The 18,496-nt window shown below is 52.6% G+C and carries 13 protein-coding genes; 5 read left to right on the top strand and 8 right to left on the bottom strand.

From position 1 onward, the window contains the following. The 7 genes from hyfB to AACT07_RS08985 all read right to left on the bottom strand — a co-directional run bounded on the left by hyfB (position 1) and on the right by AACT07_RS08985 (position 9,925). On the bottom strand, positions 1-1,872 hold the full coding sequence (hyfB, locus tag AACT07_RS09015) for a hydrogenase 4 subunit B (protein ID WP_069527318.1): 1,872 nt from the start codon (positions 1,870-1,872) through the stop codon (positions 1-3). Further along, on the bottom strand, positions 1,872-2,537 hold the full coding sequence (locus AACT07_RS09010) for a 4Fe-4S dicluster domain-containing protein (protein ID WP_069527317.1): 666 nt from the start codon (positions 2,535-2,537) through the stop codon (positions 1,872-1,874). The genes hyfB and AACT07_RS09010 overlap by 1 nt, the downstream gene beginning before the upstream one ends. A gap of 605 nt (positions 2,538-3,142) precedes the next feature. Then, positions 3,143-5,011: a low affinity potassium transporter Kup gene (gene kup / locus AACT07_RS09005; protein ID WP_047435273.1), complete on the bottom strand. Its 1,869-nt coding sequence runs from the start codon at positions 5,009-5,011 to the stop codon at positions 3,143-3,145. A gap of 326 nt (positions 5,012-5,337) precedes the next feature. Continuing rightward, entirely contained in the window at positions 5,338-7,452 is a 2,115-nt protein-coding gene (locus AACT07_RS09000; protein ID WP_069527316.1) for an ATP-binding cassette domain-containing protein, read from the bottom strand. Beyond that, positions 7,433-8,521, bottom strand: coding sequence for a HesA/MoeB/ThiF family protein (locus tag AACT07_RS08995; protein ID WP_069527314.1), 1,089 nt, complete (start codon positions 8,519-8,521; stop codon positions 7,433-7,435). Before AACT07_RS08995 ends, AACT07_RS09000 begins: the two co-directional genes overlap by 20 nt. Then, positions 8,514-9,635: a ThiF family adenylyltransferase gene (locus AACT07_RS08990; protein WP_069527313.1), complete on the bottom strand. Its 1,122-nt coding sequence runs from the start codon at positions 9,633-9,635 to the stop codon at positions 8,514-8,516. The genes AACT07_RS08995 and AACT07_RS08990 overlap by 8 nt, the downstream gene beginning before the upstream one ends. 89 nt (positions 9,636-9,724) lie before the next feature. Next, the gene (locus tag AACT07_RS08985) at positions 9,725-9,925 is read right to left on the bottom strand and encodes a hypothetical protein (RefSeq protein WP_069527312.1); all 201 of its coding nucleotides are present in this window, start codon (positions 9,923-9,925) and stop codon (positions 9,725-9,727) included. Positions 9,926-10,459: 534 nt separating this feature from the next. On the opposite strand from AACT07_RS08985, the gene AACT07_RS08980 reads away from it, so the two are divergent. From AACT07_RS08980 to fdhD, 5 genes are all read left to right on the top strand, one after another. Further along, the gene (locus AACT07_RS08980) at positions 10,460-11,059 is read left to right on the top strand and encodes a 4Fe-4S dicluster domain-containing protein (RefSeq protein ID WP_005351580.1); all 600 of its coding nucleotides are present in this window, start codon (positions 10,460-10,462) and stop codon (positions 11,057-11,059) included. A gap of 46 nt (positions 11,060-11,105) precedes the next feature. Further along, complete coding sequence (fdhF, locus tag AACT07_RS08975) at positions 11,106-13,250, top strand: formate dehydrogenase subunit alpha (RefSeq protein WP_083249939.1); 2,145 nt, start codon at positions 11,106-11,108, stop codon at positions 13,248-13,250. A 96-nt stretch (positions 13,251-13,346) separates the two neighbouring features. After that, positions 13,347-13,745 (top strand): hypothetical protein, encoded by a 399-nt coding sequence (locus tag AACT07_RS08970; protein WP_069527402.1) that lies wholly within the window; start codon positions 13,347-13,349, stop codon positions 13,743-13,745. 440 nt (positions 13,746-14,185) lie between these two features. Beyond that, the gene (locus AACT07_RS08965) at positions 14,186-16,318 is read left to right on the top strand and encodes a sigma 54-interacting transcriptional regulator (RefSeq protein ID WP_005360246.1); all 2,133 of its coding nucleotides are present in this window, start codon (positions 14,186-14,188) and stop codon (positions 16,316-16,318) included. Continuing rightward, positions 16,315-17,175: a formate dehydrogenase accessory sulfurtransferase FdhD gene (gene fdhD / locus AACT07_RS08960; RefSeq protein ID WP_253182238.1), complete on the top strand. Its 861-nt coding sequence runs from the start codon at positions 16,315-16,317 to the stop codon at positions 17,173-17,175. Before AACT07_RS08965 ends, fdhD begins: the two co-directional genes overlap by 4 nt. 101 nt (positions 17,176-17,276) lie before the next feature. Here the strand turns inward: fdhD and asd are convergent, their stop codons facing one another. Further along, entirely contained in the window at positions 17,277-18,389 is a 1,113-nt protein-coding gene (gene asd / locus AACT07_RS08955) for an aspartate-semialdehyde dehydrogenase (RefSeq protein WP_069527309.1), read from the bottom strand. Between the last annotated feature and the right edge of the window lie 107 nt (positions 18,390-18,496).

Below are 18,496 nucleotides of genomic sequence, written 5' to 3'. Positions count from 1 at the left end.
TCAGACTCCTACAGCCATCAGGATAAAGAGCGCCAGCACCACGCCGTGCAACAGCCAGCCAGCGGCAGAGGGGGAGGCGCTCACCCCGTGCAGGGCGCTGGCCAGATCGAGCTGCGGCTGCTTGCGATAGAGCGGTGCGCAGAGTTGGCGCAAGGTGTGGGTGACACCGCCCGAGGTGAGGCTCATGCGCTCCTCGTAGGCGTAACCACAGGCCCACGGGGTGCCAGCGTGACGACGACCCAGCTTGGGCCCCTTGAAGATGGCCAGTACCAGCAGCGGAATGAGGAACAGCCCCAGCAGGGTGATGGCGATAACGGGCGGGGAGAGGATCGCCTGGCTGCTATCGAGTGGCAGCAGGGTGGCGCCGGTGGCCACGTTCATTTGGCCGTTTACCAAGGCTTGGCCATAGCTGGCGATATGGGGGGCAATCCAGGGGGCGCCCAGACCCAGCACCAGACAGACCGCGGCCAGCAGCAGGGTGCCTGCCACCATGGCGCCCGGCACTTCGCGGGCGTGGCTCGCCTTCTCGCTGCGCGGTGCGCCGCAGAAGCAGATGCCGTACACCTTGACGAAACACATCACTGCCATGGCGCCGGTCACCGCCAGCATCACTACCGCGAGCGGCGCAACGACAGAGGTGCCGAGTTTGGTCATGGAAAGGAGCGACTGGTAGATAAACCACTCGCTGACAAAGCCGTTGAGCGGCGGCAGCGCCGAGATGGCCATGGCACCGATGAGGAACGCCAGCGCGGTCCAGGGCATCAGTTTGGCCAGGCCCCCCATCTTGTCCATGTCACGGGTGTGCAGGCGGAACATCACAGAGCCGGTGCCCATAAAGAGCAGGCTCTTGAAGATGGCGTGGTTGAGCAGGTGATAGAGGGCACCGAGCAGCCCCAGCACCACCAGTGCCGGTTGCTGGTTGGCGATGCCGATCATGCCGATGCCCATCCCCATCAGGATGATGCCGATGTTCTCTACCGTGTGGTAGGCGAGCAGTCGTTTGAGATCGTGCTCGGCCAGCGCAAACAGCACCCCGAGCACTGCCGAGCAGGCACCGAAGATCAGCACCATATAACCCCACCAGAGCTGGCTGGCGCCGAGAAAATCGATGCTGACCCGCAAGATGCCAAAGAGACCCAGCTTCACCATCACGCCTGACATCAGCGCCGAGATATGGGACGGCGCAACGGGCTCGGCCACCGGCAGCCAGCCGTGCAGCGGCACGAAACCGGCGCGCAGGCCAAAGCCGCAGAAGCTGAGCAGAAACACCAGAGAGGCCAGGGCGCCCGCCAGATGGTGCTCGCGCAGCGCGGCGAACTCCAGCGAGCCTGATTCGCGGCAGAGCAGCCAGAAGGCGATCAGCACCAGCGCCATGCCGATATGGTTCATCACCAAGTAGAGGCGGCTCTGTTTGGCGGCCTCGGGGTTGGTTTTGACCAGCCAGTAGGTGGTGAGGGTCACCAGCTCGTAGCAGAGCAAGAAACCGAGCGCATTGTCGGCCAGTACCATGCCCACCATGGCAAACAGGAAGAGGTTCATCAGCGCGCCGATGGCCACATCCCCCTTGCCCTGATATTCGCGGATATAGGCAAAGGAGTAGAGGGCGACGGCGACGCCGACGGTGCTAATCACCAGCAGCATCAGCGCGGCAAGCATGTCGAGGTGCACCGAGCCCAGCAGCCAGAGCTGGCCGTCGACGGGGGTGCCTTGGGCAAAGATTTGGATGGCGGCGACCAGACCCGCGAGCGACCCCAACAGGGCAAGGCCGCTATTGAGGCGGTTGACCAGTGCGGGCAGCTTTTGCAGGAGCAAACCGGCGGCAGCGCCCAGCAAAAAGAGCAGGAGCGTGGCCATAACAAGGGGGGACAACATCAGCACGCTCCCTCTGTGGTGGATAAATCGGAGGCAGGTAGCGCCGTGGCAGGTGCCGAGAAGGCAGAGGCCCCTTGCGGGTTGGTGTCGGCCGCTTGCTGGCGACGGATACGGGCGGCGCGTTCGGTGTCGCCGTCATTGACCAGCTTCAGTGCCTGGGAGGGGCAGGCTCCGACACAGGCCGGGCCATCGGTGCGGAACTCGCACAGGTCACACTTGACCGCGATGCTGCGCACGCCCGGCTCCCAGCTCAGGAGATCCTCGCCAAAGCAGCGCAGGCCTGCGGAAGTTGAGGGGTTGCTGGAGCGGATGGAGCAGGGGATATAGGTGTCGTAACTGGTGGCCACGGCCACCGGACGGCTGCCGCCGCTCTGGATGGCGCCAAAGGGACAGGCCACGGCGCAGAGGTTGCAGCCGATGCAGAGCGACTCGTTGAGTTGCACGCAATCGCCGGTCTGGCGAATTGCCTCGACCGGGCACACCTTGATGCAGGGGGCATCATCACAGTGACGGCACTGAACCGGCATGGTCGCCTGCTCGTGTCGCATAACGGTTAAACGGGGGGCTTGCTGCAAACCTTGCGCCTTGTGTACCTCGCTGCAGGCCGCCATACAGGTGCCACAGCCGATACAAAGCTTGGGGTCAGCGATAACGAAGCGGTTCATAGCCTACCTTGTCGTGTCGCGAACGGAGAAAGTAGGGGCTGGTTGGCAAGATACGGGCCAGATTGGTTTTTGCTGAAAAAATTGTTTTAAGTGACTGTTTTTAAATGAATAAAAATATTTTGGGTGATTGAGTTGAAGCGCTGATATGGATGTCGAACTGTGATGTTCGTCACTTGTGACGAAGCCGCCAAGAGGGTTCGTCACCTTGGAAAACACAGCATGAGTAGGGTGCAAAGAACGAAGTGAATTGCACCTCTCCGACATATGTTCGCGGTGCACGGCGCTGCGCTTGTTGCACCCTACGGTACTCTGTCTGTTCGGATAGAGGCCGCCTGTTTTGAAACCGTAGGTTCGATTAGCGAAGCGTAATCGGACGCACGAGAACCGAACCATATCGGCAGCATGCCGGGAGCAGGGTGCAATGAACGTGAATTGCACCGTTTTCAGCATATGGTCGTGGTGGTTTGCTCCCTTCTCCCCTTGCGGGAGAAGGGTTGGGGATGAGGGGGCGGTCATCGGGGTTAACGGAAACAAGAGAAGGAGGCCAATGCCTCCCTCTCTAGTTACTGACGTTTTCTATGCCATTAAAGGCATTCAACCCGCCATCAGATATCCACCTGGGATCCAAGTTCGATGACCCGGTTGGGCGGGATCTCGAATTGATCCGGGGCGCGCAGGGCGTTGCGCTGCAGCAGCATAAAGAGCTTGCCGCGTAGATAGAGATACCAGGGGCGGTCTTTCATGATGAGCGACTCGTGGGCCATAAAGAACGAGGTCTCCATCATCCGGCAGCTGAGCCCCTCGGCGTTGCAGCGGTGGAAGATCTCCTCCACGTTCGGGGTCTCGCGCCAGCCGTAGCTTGCCACTACCCGCCAGAAGGTGGGGGAAAGCTGCTCGATGCAGACCCGGCGCACATTGTGGACGTAGGGCACCTCTTCCACCCGCAGGGTGAGCAGGATGATCCGCTCGTGCAGCACCTTGTTGTGCTTGAGGTTATGGAGCAGCGCATGGGGGATCACATTGACCACCCGCGACATATAGACGGCAGTACCGGCTACCCGGGTCGGCGGGGATTTCTCCAGCGAGGCGATCATCGGCTCAAGGGAGTTGCCGTGCTCGTTCAGGCGGCGAATAAGCTGGAAACGCTCGCTCTTCCAGCTGGTCATCACGGTGAACATCACCGCGCCCAGGGTGAGCGGCAGCCAGCCGCCGGAGAAGATCTTGGCAAGATTGGCGGCAAACAGCGGCACGTCGATACAGAGCAGCGCGGCAAACAGGATGGCCACCAGATACTTGTTCCAGTGCCAGCTGTTCTTGGCCACCGAGCAGGAGAGGATGGAGGTGAGCACCATGGTGCCGGTTACGGCGATGCCGTAGGCCGCCGCCAGATTGCTGGAGTGCTCGAAGCTCATGATGACGATCACCACCGAGATATAGAGCATCCAGTTGATGACCGGAATATAGATCTGGCCGGACTCCTGCTCGGAGGTGTGAACGATGCGAATGGGTGAGAGATAACCGAGGCGCACCGCCTGCCGGGTCAGCGAAAAGACCCCGGAGATCACCGCCTGGGAGGCGATCACCGTCGCCATGGTTGCCAAGAGCAGCAGCGGCACCAGCGCCCATTTCGGCGCGAGCAGGAAGAAGGGGTTGGCAATAGCCGCCGGATTGCTTAGCAGCAGCGCACCCTGACCGAAGTAGTTGAGCACCAGGGAGGGCAGCACCACGATAAACCAGGCGAGGCGAATGGGGTTTTTGCCAAAGTGGCCCATATCCGCGTAGAGCGCCTCCACCCCGGTGATGGCCAGCACCACGGCGCCGAGGGCAAAGAAGGAGGTGGTCTGGTACTGGATAAAGAAGCGCACCGCCCAGACGGGGTTGAGCGCACCCAGCACCTCGGGGTTGTGGATGATGCCGCGCAGCCCCAGCACCGCCAGCGTCATAAACCAGATCAGCATGATGGGGGCAAACAGCTTGCCCACCATGGCGGTGCCATGTTTCTGGATGGCAAACAGCAGGGTCAGCACAAGCACCGAGAGGGTGACGATATAGGGGTCGAGGGCGGGGGTGAGAATGCTCAGACCCTCGATGGCCGACATCACCGACATCGCCGGGGTGATCACCACCTCGCCATAGAAGAAGCTGCCGCCAATCAGGCCGAGGATGATCAGTAGCGGTGTCCAGCGGGTGGAGGCGTTGCGGGTCGCCAGCGACATCAGGGTGAGAATGCCGCCCTCACCGGCGTTGTCGGCCCGCATCACAAAGGAGAGGTACTTGACCGACACCACCAGGATCAGCAGCCAGAAGATCAGCGAGAGAAAGCCCAGAATGGAGGCTGGCTCGACGCCGAACCCGAATTGACCTGACAGGCACTCGCGCAAGGTATAGAGCGGGCTGGTGCCGATATCGCCATAGACTACGCCAATCGCCGCCAGCATAACGCCGGGAGTGGCTTGTTGTTTATCACAGTTCATGAGTTCATCTTGTCAGTTTGATGTTTACACGTTTGCCAACGCACAGCTGCCCGATCTACCAGGAGAGTCGTGATATTTAATCGGGAGAGAATTAATGGATTGCGATGGGAAAGGGCGCTAACGGGATAGTGATCTGCTTGTCATGGAACACAGTCTGTTTATCAGTCGTTAAGCTTTATGATACACATATTATTGCTAGCTGTGGCTATATAAATAATCAGATGGTGAGTATGAGTAAATATCTACAAGGGGGCATATAAGATCGAACGTATTGGCAATTATAGGCCATAATGTTATAACTATTATGGCCAAGAGCTTTTCTATAGTTATCTAATCTCTTTTTGCATGAGTATTTTTCCTCCCAACTTACCTGACCCAGGTCCAATGTCTATTCTATAATCAGCGAATTGTAGCGCTTCTTCTGCGTGTTCTATTATAATCACAGAGTTAAACAAAGATGCTTTCTCGTATATGTAATTTAAAACCTGTGATGAGGTTTCTGGGTCTAAACCAGCAGTTGGCTCATCAATTATAAGGATTCTATCAATTTGCTTAGTTCTTGTAAGAGACTCACAAAGTTTTATTCTTCTCATTTCTCCGCCAGAAAGGGACTGTGTTTTTCTGTTTAGTTTTAGGTGAGATAACCCTAGACTATTAAGTGTTGTTAAGATGTTTTTTATTTGATTGCTTTCAAATAAAAATGACAGATTTGATAGTTCTGAGTTATAAGTTTCAATAATGTTTACTCCATTTATTGAAACGTTCAATTCATTTATTTCAGGATCAAACAGTAGGCCATTGCATCTATTGCAAGTTATATATATATCTTTCTCATACCCGCGTTCAATCTTTATTAATCCTTTTCCTTCACATAAGGAGCAGGCTCCCTTTTTATGTGGTAAAAAATAATTGTAATCGACCCCTGTTTTGGATGAAAAGTATTGAGCTATGTGCTCGTTAAGTCCCGTGATTGTTGCCACAGAAGAGCGCCCAGAATAAGATGGCGTCTTCTGGCTTATGTATATGGATTTCATTTTAACTGAGATCTCTTTTACAAGCGATGTTTTTCCTGAGCCGGATGGGCCTGTTATGACAGTGACGGCTTTAATTGGAATTCGAACATGTTGATTTACGATATTATTACTATTGATTGAATGAAAATCATAAAATCCAGAGATTGAATTTTTTTTGTTTGAATTTTCCATTGGTGAGATTACTTCGTGCTCACATATATTTCCACCTAGAGCTCCAGGGAACTTTCCTATATGATATTTTGTGTCAGCAATATCTATGAGCTCTTGGTTATGTTCAACTAATAATAGAGTATTTCTTTTTGCTAGGTCTAAAAGTTTCTTTTTTATTAATGGGAAATCCTGTTTATTTATCTGTGATGATATTTCATCAATAACAATCAGTATTCCAGTTATGTTTGATGTGAGTAATTTGCTGAAAATCAGCTTTTGTAGTTCCCCGCCAGAAAGACTGGGTATGGCACGTGATAGATTTAAATATCCAAGCCCCATATCATTAATGGATGAAAGGATGTTATAAAAAGGTGTTCCATCGATTTTTTGATGAAATTTAATACATAAATCCGATATTGGCATTAATAATAAATCATCAAAGTTCAACCCTAGAACGTTAAGTTTTGAAATAGTTCTATTTATTCGGGAGCCATGACAAATATTGCATGTTTTTGCATTCTCATAGTTAGAAGAAGCCTTACCTGTACGGATGTTTTCAATATATTTCATGACACCTATATAAGTAGCCTTCCTGTTCTTTATTTTCCCTTTATGTCTGTATTTGAAATGTAAAACTTCATTTGAGTTATTATATAAGAGTAGATTTTGTTGATGTGATGGTAATGAATAAAATGATAATGACGTATCGATTCCTTTATTTTCACAATAAGCCAAAAGAAGTTGAAGATAATAATCTGATAGCTCACCGCGTTTCCAGCAAATAAAAGGGCCTTTATGTAAAGGGCTATGTTCCTCTATAACCTTAACTAGATCTAGTTCAAACGTTTCACCGCGACCATGGCAAGCGCTACATTCAGTTGTTACTTTATTTGTTTTTAGATGGTGATGTTCTGGAATTTCATCATAAAAATTATTTTTTAGAGCTAGCAACGCTTGTGATATATTTAGATATGAGTATATGGTTGATCTTGGGTTGTTATTTGTATTTCTCTGCTCTATAGCAACAGAAGGAATTAAGCCATTGTAGTTTGATAGTACATATTCGCTTTCATTTACAAATCCATTTTCTATAGCATCAAATTCATCTTTACATAACTGATGTATCGTAGAGAATGCTAGAGAACTTTTTCCTGCTCCGGATCGTCCATATAAAGCAGTTATTTTGTTCAAGGGTATTTCAATATCGATTTTCTTTAAGTTATGTGTTTCGATAGACTCAAAAATCATTTTTTTCATGGCTGCACCAAGCGCAAGAGGGGTCTTTGGGTATGAATTGTGAGTTGAATTCGTTATGCCTTAAGTTAAATTCGACACGTTTATTAGTTTGCTGTAAAAATTGTTTTTTATCAATTATCAGCTTTAAAGCATCAAGGCTTGCCAAGGTTGCTGCTATTCCAGAGAGAGGAGAAAATGAACCTAGCTTACGCTTATCTCTATGTAATTTTTTAACATTTTTCAGTTCTTTGGCGCTTTGGTTGTTCAAATAAAGACTAAAGCAATTAAAGCATGCTGTTTCATATGGGATTATTGTTTGGCCTATAAGTGTTTGATGTAGATTGTAACCACCACCTACGATATGGGGTATGTTTCTAGGCATACAATATTTAGCGATTATCTCACTGGTAAAATCAACACTAGGTTCATCAGAGCAATTGATGATAACATTTACATCGTTAGGTAGCTGATTTCGGTCGAAGAATGTGGTATCAATTTTATCATCTATAGGTGTAACGGATATTGATGGATTGATTTTTTGAAGTTTTGTAGCCAATGTTAAAGCTTTTTTGTGGCCAATATCTTCTTCAAAAAAGAATTGTCGATGTAAATTACTTATATCTACAACATCATTATCTATTAGTATGATCTCACCAACACCACAACTAGCTAAATATGCGGCAATATTACTTCCTACTGCCCCAGCTCCAATTATAACTACCTTTGATGAGGTTATTTTATCAAGACACTCAATTACTTCACTAGAGGAATAACAAAACTCTTCCAATGTATTTATTAGTCTATATTGTTCGTTTTTAAGTGTGTCAGTATATGACACATTATTAAGGATCAGTACATGTTCTTTATTAAGGAATGTTACAAAGTCATTCAGTTGCTCTCTATTTAATCCAGGGTACTGTTCAGCTACTCTATTTAAAGGCGTTTTTCCATCAAATAACTGCAATAAATTGATAATATCAGTAAATCCAATTTTTATTTTTGTGCTGTTTCTAACGTTAGCTTTAAAAAATTCAGTGACATTATTCTGTACAACAATGCCTACGCTTTGTCTAAGTCTATAATTATTCATGGCAGATTATGCACCCTTCTTGTTTTTTTAACGTAAATCTTGTCATGTCACCCATATTCGGAAGATACTCATATCTTTCACACTTGTAATCAAATGTGGAATCATCTAAAAGAAACTGCAATATTTTAATACAACATAAATTAGCTGAAAAGCCACTCATCATTGCTAATCCACCAGGACCGCCAGAAATATAAGGTGTTCTGAACGAATTACTTTTTATAGAATCTCTTTCTACTTCGGTGTATATTGGCTTCCATTCTTTTAACGCTTTTGAGAATGTATTTTGAGCGCAATCTATGCATGGTGTTAGTGGTGGAAATATCAATTCTCCAGAACTCATCAAATGCGCATCGAATCCGCCAGAAATATAAAGAGGAATTTTTAATTGATTTAAGAATCTACCTATTTTTAGTGAGGTATGGCCAATGTATGGTTCATCACAAGTGTTTATAACAAGATCTATTTCATTATTGATATAATTAGATAGATCTGTTTCTGGTAATAACTTTTCACAATAAGATTTTACTTTAACTTCACTATTGATCTTTGATAAAAAATTACTTAATGCAAGGGGCTTTGGTTTTCCTATATAGCTAGGATTATAATAGCAGTGTCTGATGGAGTCTGATTTCCTGACTTGCTTGTAATCTACAATAGTTATATTTTTAACACCTGAGCGCACTAATATTTCAGCGATTCTCCCACCAGTTGAGCCACATCCAAAAATTACAATTTTTTTATTTTCTAAAATGTTTTGTGTCTCTGTCCCTGAACGTTCTAAAACAAAGTCATCCCAGAAAGTTACTTGTCTATTAAAACGGGGATTAGAGATTGGTTGCTGTGAAGTGTCATAAATAAGATGATGTAATAGTAGAAAGTCGATCAGCTTTTTGGCATCTTCATATTTTATTGAACCAATGCTTTTAATTATATTCCCAACCGATGTCTCACCATTGAAGCTAGCTATGAATTTAGCAACATTCCTATTTGTTTTTATTTCCAATCTATCTCTAGTTGTCATTACATGAAACGTTAGAGTAATGAATTCATCCAACTCACTTTCAGTGATAAATATATCAACTGTTTCTTTTACTTTAAATATCTTGTTGAGCATGAAATATTATAACCATAATAGATAGCGTTGCGCATTAAAAGGTGTCATTAATATTTTAATAAGGTCGCCTATTTATGGCGACCTTATAATTAATATTGCAAAACGCCTGCGTTTATTTCAAGATATTTATCCCAAGCATCAATGCTAGAATTAGATTCTTGATCATCAATGCATGCTCGAGTACATACTCGAGTGCAACACTCACTGCGATCTCCTGAACATCCTGCAGTATATTTGGCAGAAAAATCTTTACTATTTACAACCTCAAAAGACAAATCTAAATTTTCCATTTTAAAAACTCACTATATAATTCATGCCGATTTAAATGTTAAATTGTATTTTACATCATCAATAATTAAATTATATTAAGTCTTTGGCACTCCCATAAATAGTTATACATAATTCAACCATTTTAATTATTTTAAAAAATATACATCTAGGTCTCACATGAAGCATCCTACAGAATCTAATTAGTCAGAGAAAGAATAAAATTTGTATAATCTGTCCAAGATCAACAAATTAGTTATTGATTGGCGATTCCTTGTTCGATTGGCTTAAAGGGGCAGGGTGATACGCCTTTGTCAGCCGGTGTCGAGCTCGTCACTTTTGTCGTGTCGATCACACTTCCCACCCCGTCGTCACCCGCGTCAGTAGCGGTAAATAGCAAGGTGTTATTGCTGATTACTCCTTTATTTTCAAATGGTTGTGAAATTTTATCGCACCCTTGGCCCTTTTTGGTCTGATAAATGCTTTGTGGGGGGCTGGCCGCCTCTTTGCCTGTCGGCGGGCGGCCCGGTGTAACGAACCATTTAGGATCCCTCTCTATGAACAGCTTCGTGATTGCAGATCCCAGTCTCTGTATTGGGTGTCGTACCTGTGAGGTGGCCTGCGCCGTTTCACACCAGTCAGGGTCTTGCAGCGGGACCCTTGAGCGGGAGGGCGGCCTGCATCTTGCCATCGAGGATGGACATCTGGTCTCCAGGGACAGCTACTTTCAGCCGCGCCTGAAGGTGATCGTGGGCAGCAAGGTGACCACGCCGGTGCTCTGCCGCCAGTGTGAAGACAAGCCGTGCGCCATGGCCTGCCCGAACAATGCCATCGTCAGCGAGGATGGTTGCGTCAAGGTGTTGCAGGAGCGCTGCATTGGCTGCAAGTCCTGCGTGGTGGCCTGTCCTTACGGCGCCATGGCGGTGGTGCTCAAAGAGGTGCCCCCGGCTGCAGATTCGCTCTTCAAGCGTCCGCAGACCAAGGCGCAGGCGCTCAAGTGCGATCTCTGCCGTCACCGCGAGGCGGGCCCGGCCTGTGTCGAGGTGTGTCCGACCCAGGCGCTGCGGCTGGTCACGCCGGAGCATCTTGAAAACCTGAACCGCCAGAAGCAGCTGGCCAGTGCCGAGGCACTGCTGGCGATGCCGGCGCGGGTGTGAGCGGGCTTGCCGAGCCGTTTTTCGTTAACAAACAAGAGTGTGAGTCATGAAAAAAGTCATTACCGTGTGCCCCTATTGCGGCACCGGTTGCAAAATCAACCTGCTGGTTGAAAACGACAAGGTGGTAGGGGCCGAAGGCGCCAACGGCCGGACCAACGAGGGGCAACTCTGCCTCAAGGGCTATTACGGCTGGGATTTTTTGAACGACACCAACCTGCTGACCCCCCGTCTCAAGAGCCCGATGATCCGCCGCGAGCGCGGTGGCAAGCTCGAATCCGTCTCCTGGGATGAAGCCATCGCGTTCGCCAGCAGCCGTCTCTCTGCCATCAAGGCGAAATATGGCCCGGACGCCATCATGACCACAGGCTCTGCCCGTGGCCCCGGCAATGAAGCCAATTATGTGATGCAGAAATTTGCCCGTGCGGTGATTGGGACGAACAACGTCGACCACTGCGCGAGGGTGTGACACGCACCCTCAGTCTCCGGTCTGGAGACAACTGTAGGCAACGGCGCCATGAGCAACGCCATTCCCGAAATTCAAGAGACCAAGTGCCTGCTGGTATTTGGTTACAACGCTGCTGACTCTCACCCCATCGTAGCCCGCCATATCCTCAAGGCGAAGGCAAACGGGGCCAAGGTGATTGTGTGTGATCCCCGTATGGTGGAGACCGCCCGCATCGCCGATCAGTGGCTGCCGCTCAAAAACGGTTCCAACATGGCGCTGGTTAACGCCTTCGCCAACGTGTTGATCAATGAAGGGCTCTACAACAAGGCATTTGTCGCCAACTACACCGAAGGGTTCGAGACCTTCAAGGCGACGGTGGCCAAGTACACCCCGGAATATGTGGAGGGGATCACCGGCCTGAAAGCCGCCGATATCCGCGCCGCCATTCGCACCTATGCCGAGTCGCCAGCTTCCATGATCCTGTGGGGCATGGGGGTGACCCAGTACGGTCAGGCGGTGGACGTGGTCAAGGGGCTGGCGGGTCTGGCGCTGCTGACCGGCAACTTTGGTCGTCGCGGTACCGGTTGCGGGCCTGTTCGCGGTCAGAACAACGTGCAGGGCACCTGTGATATGGGGATGCTGCCCCACCAGTTCCCGGGTTATCAGTCGGTGGCCGATCCCGAGATCAGCGCCAAGTTTGCCAAGGCGTGGGGCGTGGCGTCACTCTCCCAAAAGCCCGGCTATCGCCTGACGGAGCTTGGCCACAAGGTGGAGGAGGGCAAGTGCAAGGCCTTCTACATCTTCGGTGAAGATCCGGCCCAGACCGAGGCAGATCTCGGTCAGTTCCGCCGCACTCTGGCGGGGATGGAGCTGGTGATCGTGCAGGATATCTTCATGACCCAGACCGCCGAGATGGCCGACGTCATTCTGCCCGCCACCAGCTGGGGCGAGCACGAAGGGGTCTACAGCTCGGCAGATCGCGGCTTCCAGCGTATCTACAAGGCGGTGACGCCCCCCGAGAACGTGAAACCGGACTGGGCCATCTTCTCGCTGATGGCGACCGCCATGGGTTATCCCATGGAGTACCACAACACCGAAGAGATCTGGGACGAGATGCGTGCGCTCTGCCCGCTCTATGCCGGGGTCAGCTACGACAAGATGGCCGATCTCAAGAGCGTGCAGTGGCCTTGCCCGACCGAGGATCACCCGGGCACCAGCACTCTGTTCGAGGGGAACGTGTTCACCACCCCGAGCGGCAAGGGTCAGCTGATTGCCTCCGAGTGGCGGCCGCCGCTGGAGCAGCCCTGTGCCGAGTACCCGCTGGTGCTCTCCACCGTGCGCGAGGTAGGTCACTACTCCTGCCGCTCCATGACCGGCAACTGCTCGGCGCTGCAAACCCTGGCCGATGAACCGGGCTATGTGCAGATCCACCCGAGCGATGCCAAAAAGCTTGGGGTGAAGGATCAGGCGCTGGTCTGGATCTCGTCACGCCGTGGCAAGGTGATCACCCGGGCCAACTACAACGACCGGGTCAACGCCGGGGTGGTCTACATGACCTACCAGTGGTGGATCGGGGCCTGTAACGAGCTCACCATCGAGCACGTCGATCCCGTCTCCCACACGCCGGAGTACAAGTACTGCGCGGTTAAGATAGAGCGTATCGACAATCAGCCTGAGGCGGAAGTGTACGTTCAGACTGAATACAGCGCGCTCAAGGCGAAATTGCGCAGCGCAGCCAAGGGCTGATCACCCTAAAAAAGAGGTTCTGCACAAATAAGGGAACCCGACTCGGATTTATCGAGTCGGGCACCCTTTTATTACCCAAAGAAAGGGGAGTAAATGATGCAACATGAAATTGGTCGCTTATTCGGACTTTTCTATATTGGCACCTATCTGGCGGCGATATTGCTGGGAATAGGTTGCTATATTTGGCGCGACGAGATGATATTTCTGCTGGGCTTCGGTTTTTTCGGCTGTTTTATGGCAGCAAGGCTCGCCATGGGCAGCGTATTTTCCGCCTTGAGTATTTCCAGTGCCTGGCTGATCGGGTTTATCTCCACCACCTTGATCAACTGCCTGCTGCTGGGGGTGATCACCATGCTGATCTACCTCACTCACCAGAGCGTCACCGCCGAGCTTGCCGACAACGCCAGCTGGCTGCTGATGGCCTTCCAGAGCCTGTCAGCCATCTTTATCTTCGGTGGCCTGAAGTGCTGCCACAGCCGGATCATCACCTCATAAACTGCCGATGAATGGGCAGCAAACGCCATCTTGAAACCCGCAGCCAGTGAAGCAGCCAGTGAAGCAGCCAGCGAAGAGGAGAGGCAGATCTGACAGTTGACGGCGGCCCACTTTTCGGGCGCCTTAATTGAGATCAAGAACTGATGAAATAACCGGTTAAATATGGCCATCAGATATATTAAATCGGATTGTAATGAAATTTGAGCTCATCTATGATGAGTCGCCATTCCAATATATCCCCCGATAACGATGTTACTTTTTGTTGTCGGTCGTTAATAACAACTCTGGAATTGCAACATGCGACAATTTTCGTCACCGCTTTTCTTATTGGCAGCCACTTTTACGGGCTGCGGCTATTTATTTTGGTGACGGGTGCTTGTCGTGATGCGATGGCATGGACAGCCTGACTGGTGACTAAATCGATATAACGTGAGGCCGCAATGCTAAATGTGAGTGCCATCCCCCTGGACGAGATCTCTCCCATCTGGGACGACGGTTTCCTCCTGCTCTCCAAATCCCTCCTGTCGGCCGTGACGCTCGATGATTTTATCCACAAACTCAACAAGATAGATGCCAGCTTCGGCGGCGTGACCCGGGTCAACCTGATCCTCAACATGGGTGCGGACGAGGAGGCCATCTTCTACTTCATGGGACATTCCGGCCCAAAGCATCTGGTCTGCCCCAAGGCAGAGCTGCACCTCTCCCCCCGACCTACCAAAGAGACCCCGGAACAGGCCATCATTCTCGCTGCCGCCCGCTTTGAGAATCGCTGCCCGGCGCTGGATCGCGAAGGGGTCTACGGGGGGCTGCGCTCCTACTGCCAGCTCCCCATCACCACCGCCCGCAGCCACCTTGGCGGGGTCGAGTTTATCAACACCCAGCTCGACAGCTTCACCATGGAGACACTCGCCAAGCTGACCCAGCTGGCGGCCATTATCGCCATTGCGCTGGAGAACGTACTCGACAAGGAGCGCACCCTGGAGCAGGCCAACTCTCTGCGCCTTGAGCGCGACAGCTGCAAAATTCTGGTGGATGTGACCAACGCGGTAATCAAACTGGTGCGCATCGCCGAGCTGCCCAAGAGCCTGTTTGCCATCCTGCACCACCACTTTGGCATCAGCAGCTTGTGTCTGGCGGAGTACAACGCCACCTCCGACAGCTTCAAGAGCTATCTGGTCAATCAGCACCAGAGCGAGCAGCCGGGCATCATCGATCACTCCTGTTTTGAAAAGAAGTGTCTGCAGGGGGCCCTTGGTCATAGCGAGCCGTTTTTTGTCTATCGCGAACACGGTCACGGCTGCAGCAATCGCTGCCGGTTTACCTCCCAGATCCTGCCGCCCGAGGCCGACAGCTCCTGCATTCTGCCGCTGCGCTATCGGGGCAACCTGCTGGGGGTGTTGATCCTCTCGCACCCCAACGCCGACTTCTTTGCCGATATCGATATCTCCTTGCTGGAGCAGGTGGCGGCGCGTACGGCCATTGCCATGAACAACGTGCAGGCGCAGCAGGAGATCTCCAACACCAACGGTGCCAAAGAGAAGACCATTCGCATCAACGAGCCGCAGATGCAGGGGGAGTTCCCCCACATCATCTACCAGAGCGCGGTGATGGAGAGCGTGCTGGAGAAGGTGCGGCTGGTGGCCGAGAGCGACAGTACCGTGCTGATCCTCGGCGAGACCGGCACCGGCAAGGAGCTGATCGCCCAGGCCATTCACGCCCTGAGTGCCCGCCACGACCACGAGATGGTGAAGGTGAACTGCGCCGCCATTCCGACCGGCCTTATCGAGAGCGATCTCTTTGGCCACGAGAAGGGGGCCTTTACCGGTGCCCTGACCCAGCGGATCGGCCGTTTCGAGCGGGCCCACAAGGGCACCCTGTTCCTCGACGAAGTGGGGGATATGCCGCTGGACTTGCAGCCCAAACTGTTGCGGGTATTGCAGGAGCACGAGCTGGAGCGGGTGGGCAACAGCAACCCCATCGCAGTGGATGTGCGGCTGGTGGCCGCCACCAACTGCGATCTGCTCTCAATGGTCAAGAACAAGCGTTTCAGAAGCGATCTCTACTACCGTCTCAATGTCTTTCCCATAGAGCTGCCACCCCTGCGCGAGCGGCGCGAGGATATTCCGCTGCTGGTGAACTTCTTTATCAAGAAGATCGCCAAGCGGATGCGCCGCACCATCACCTCGATCCCCGCCGATGCCATGAAAATGCTGGTGTCACTGCCCTGGTACGGCAATATCCGCGAGCTGGAGAACGTCATCGAGCGCGCCGTGGTAATGACCCGCGGCCATGTGCTCAACCTCTCGCCCGATGAGCTGATGCCCCTCAAGGGCTACCACAAGATTGAGACCCTGGTCTATGACGAGCCCGCCACGCCGCTCTTTGCCGAGGAGGGGCCGATTGATGAGCGCGAGGCGATCATCGCTGCCCTGCGTGACTGCAACGGCATCGTCGCAGGTGAGCGGGGGGCGGCCAACCGCCTCGGCATGAAGCGCACCACCTTGCTCTCGAAAATGAAGCGGCTCGGCATTTCGGCCCGGGATCCCGAGATCATTGACGGGGTCGCACCATGAGAGAGGCAATTGATCTTGAGGCGCGTGACGAGCTTAGCGAGCAGAGCGAACAGAACGAGCTGGCCCGCTGCGCCATCCACCGCGAGGTGGTGCACTACCGCGCCGATACCTTGACCTGCGACAGCGAGATGGCGCTCCCCTCCGAGACGCCGGTGGCGCTGGTCTACAACGGTATCGCCCACAGCGTGATGATGTGCTCGGCCTCCGATCTGGAGGATTTTGCCATCGGCTTCTCGCTATCCGAGGGGATCATCGACAGCCTGCTCGATATCCATGACATCGAGCAGATCGATGGCTGTCAGGGGATTGAGCTGCATATCACCCTGGCCAATCGCTGCGTTCATCGCCTCAAAGAGAAGCGGCGCACCCTGGCGGGGCGCACCGGTTGCGGCATCTGCGGCAGCGAGAGTCTGGAGCAGGTGATCCGCACCCAGCCAAGCTTGCCCGACAGTCAGCGTCTGGCGGTAGGGCATATCGACAAGGTATTGAGCGCACTGCGCCCGCTTCAGCTATTGGGTCAGCGCACCGGCGCCACCCATGCAGCTGTGCATCTGGATGGTGCAGGCAACATTCTCGCCATCCGCGAGGATGTGGGGCGCCATATTGCGCTGGACAAGCTGGTGGGCCACTTGTGCCGCACGGGCCGCCGTGACGGTGCCATTCTGGTGACCAGCCGCGCCAGCTTCGAGATGGTGCAAAAGTGCGCCAGTGCCGGAGTGGAGATCCTGCTCGCCATCTCGGCCGCTACCGAGCTTGCGGTCGAGCGGGCCGAGCAGACCGGGCTCACCCTGGTGGGCTTTTGCCGCCCCGGACGGGCCGAGATCTACAGCGGCTGCCAGCGAATCCTGCTCAAGTAATGGCAAGGCCGTGAACTCGTTAAACGGGTCATAAAAACAGGCAATGAAAAAGGGCGGGGAGTGTGACTCCCCGCCCTTGTTGTATCTGCTTCTGTGGCGGATTAGCGCGCCAGCAGGATACGCAGCATGCGGCGCAGCGGCTCGGCGGCGCCCCACAGCAGCTGGTCACCCACGGTAAAGGCGGCCAGATACTCAGGGCCCATATTGAGTTTGCGCAGACGACCGACCGGAATGCTGAGGGTGCCGGTAACGGCCGCTGGAGTCAGCTCGCGGGCTGTGATGTCGCGATCGTTGGGGATCACTTTCACCCAGTCGTTGTGGGCAGCCAGCAGGGATTCGATCTCCGCCAGCGGCACATCTTTTTTCAGCTTGATGGTGAACGCCTGGCTGTGGCAGCGCAGGGCACCGATCCGCACGCAGAGACCATCCACCGGAATGACGGCGTTCTCGATACCCAAAATCTTGTTGGTCTCGGCCTGACCCTTCCACTCTTCACGGCTCTGGCCGTTGTCGAGCTTGGTGTCAATCCAGGGGATAAGGCCACCGGCCAGCGGTACGCCGAAGTTGTCTACCGGCAGGGTGCCGGAGCGGGTCTTCTCGGTGATCTTGCGCTCGATGTCGAGAATGGCGGAGGCGGGATCGGCAAGCTCGACCGCCACTTCATCCAGAAGCATCCCCATCTGGGTGACCAGCTCGCGCATATGGCGGGCACCGCCACCGGAGGCGGCCTGATAGGTCGCCACGCTCACCCACTCCACCAGATCGGCCTTGAACAGGCCACCGAGGGCCAGCAGCATCAGGCTGACGGTGCAGTTGCCGCCAACGAAGGTCTTGATGCCATCGTTCAGGGCCTGCTCGATAACGTCGCCGTTGACCGGATCCAGAATAATGACGGCGTCTTTCTCCATCCGCAGGGAGGAGGCGGCGTCAATCCAGTAACCTTGCCAGCCGGCGGCTTTCAGGCGCGGATAGACATCCTTGGTGTAGTCGCCGCCTTGGGCGGTGATGATGATATCCTGCTTGGCCAGTGCCTCGATATTGAAGGCATCTTGCAGAGTACCGGCATCGACGCCGAAGTTGGGAGCGGCCTCACCGGCCTGGGAGGTGGTGAAGAATGTGGGTTGAATATGGGCGAAATCCTGCTCTTCCTGCATCCGGCTCATCAGAACCGATCCCACCATGCCACGCCAACCGACCAAACCTACTTTTTTCATATTGTCCTACCCTGGATTGCTGCTAAAGAAACTTGCGATGACACCCGTAACCCCTTGTCTGGCGACGCCTGTTTACAAGCGGTTTACAGGCCATTTAAAAAAGATGC

It is taken from the genome of Aeromonas sp. ANP5 (assembly GCF_963870295.1).
GTDB lineage: Bacteria > Pseudomonadota > Gammaproteobacteria > Enterobacterales > Aeromonadaceae > Aeromonas > Aeromonas veronii.
This window is presented reverse-complemented; position numbering and strand designations above follow the sequence as displayed.